Source organism: Paraburkholderia sp. SIMBA_053 (assembly GCF_046534895.1).
In the GTDB taxonomy this organism is placed as follows: domain Bacteria; phylum Pseudomonadota; class Gammaproteobacteria; order Burkholderiales; family Burkholderiaceae; genus Paraburkholderia; species Paraburkholderia caledonica.
Genome location: NZ_JAWRXU010001958.1, coordinates 1 through 228 on the forward strand (window position 1 = coordinate 1; position 228 = coordinate 228).

The window sequence follows — 228 nt, forward strand, 5'->3', positions numbered from 1 at the left end:
TCCTGCACATGTTCACGCCGACGCCGCAGATGAGCCCGTTCGACGTCAACATGGCCGCCGACGCCGGTTATCAGATCGTCGTGCCGTATTGCGATGTCGATGTGCGCAACGTCGTGCAACTGACCCAGGACGCGATCTTTTCGCGCGGCCCGAAAGGCGTGTCGCGCACGGGTATCTTTATCGGTGGACGCGATGTGATGCTCGCCGCCGATATGCTCGACCGCGCGC

General features: G+C 62.7%; 1 protein-coding gene. It reads left to right on the forward strand.

Going from position 1 to position 228, the window contains the following annotated elements; genetic code table 11:
- Positions 1-2: 2 nt before the first annotated feature.
- On the forward strand, positions 3-228 hold a 226-nt coding region (locus SB753_RS42380), incomplete at its 3' end, for a methylene-tetrahydromethanopterin dehydrogenase N-terminal domain-containing protein (protein ID WP_410805873.1).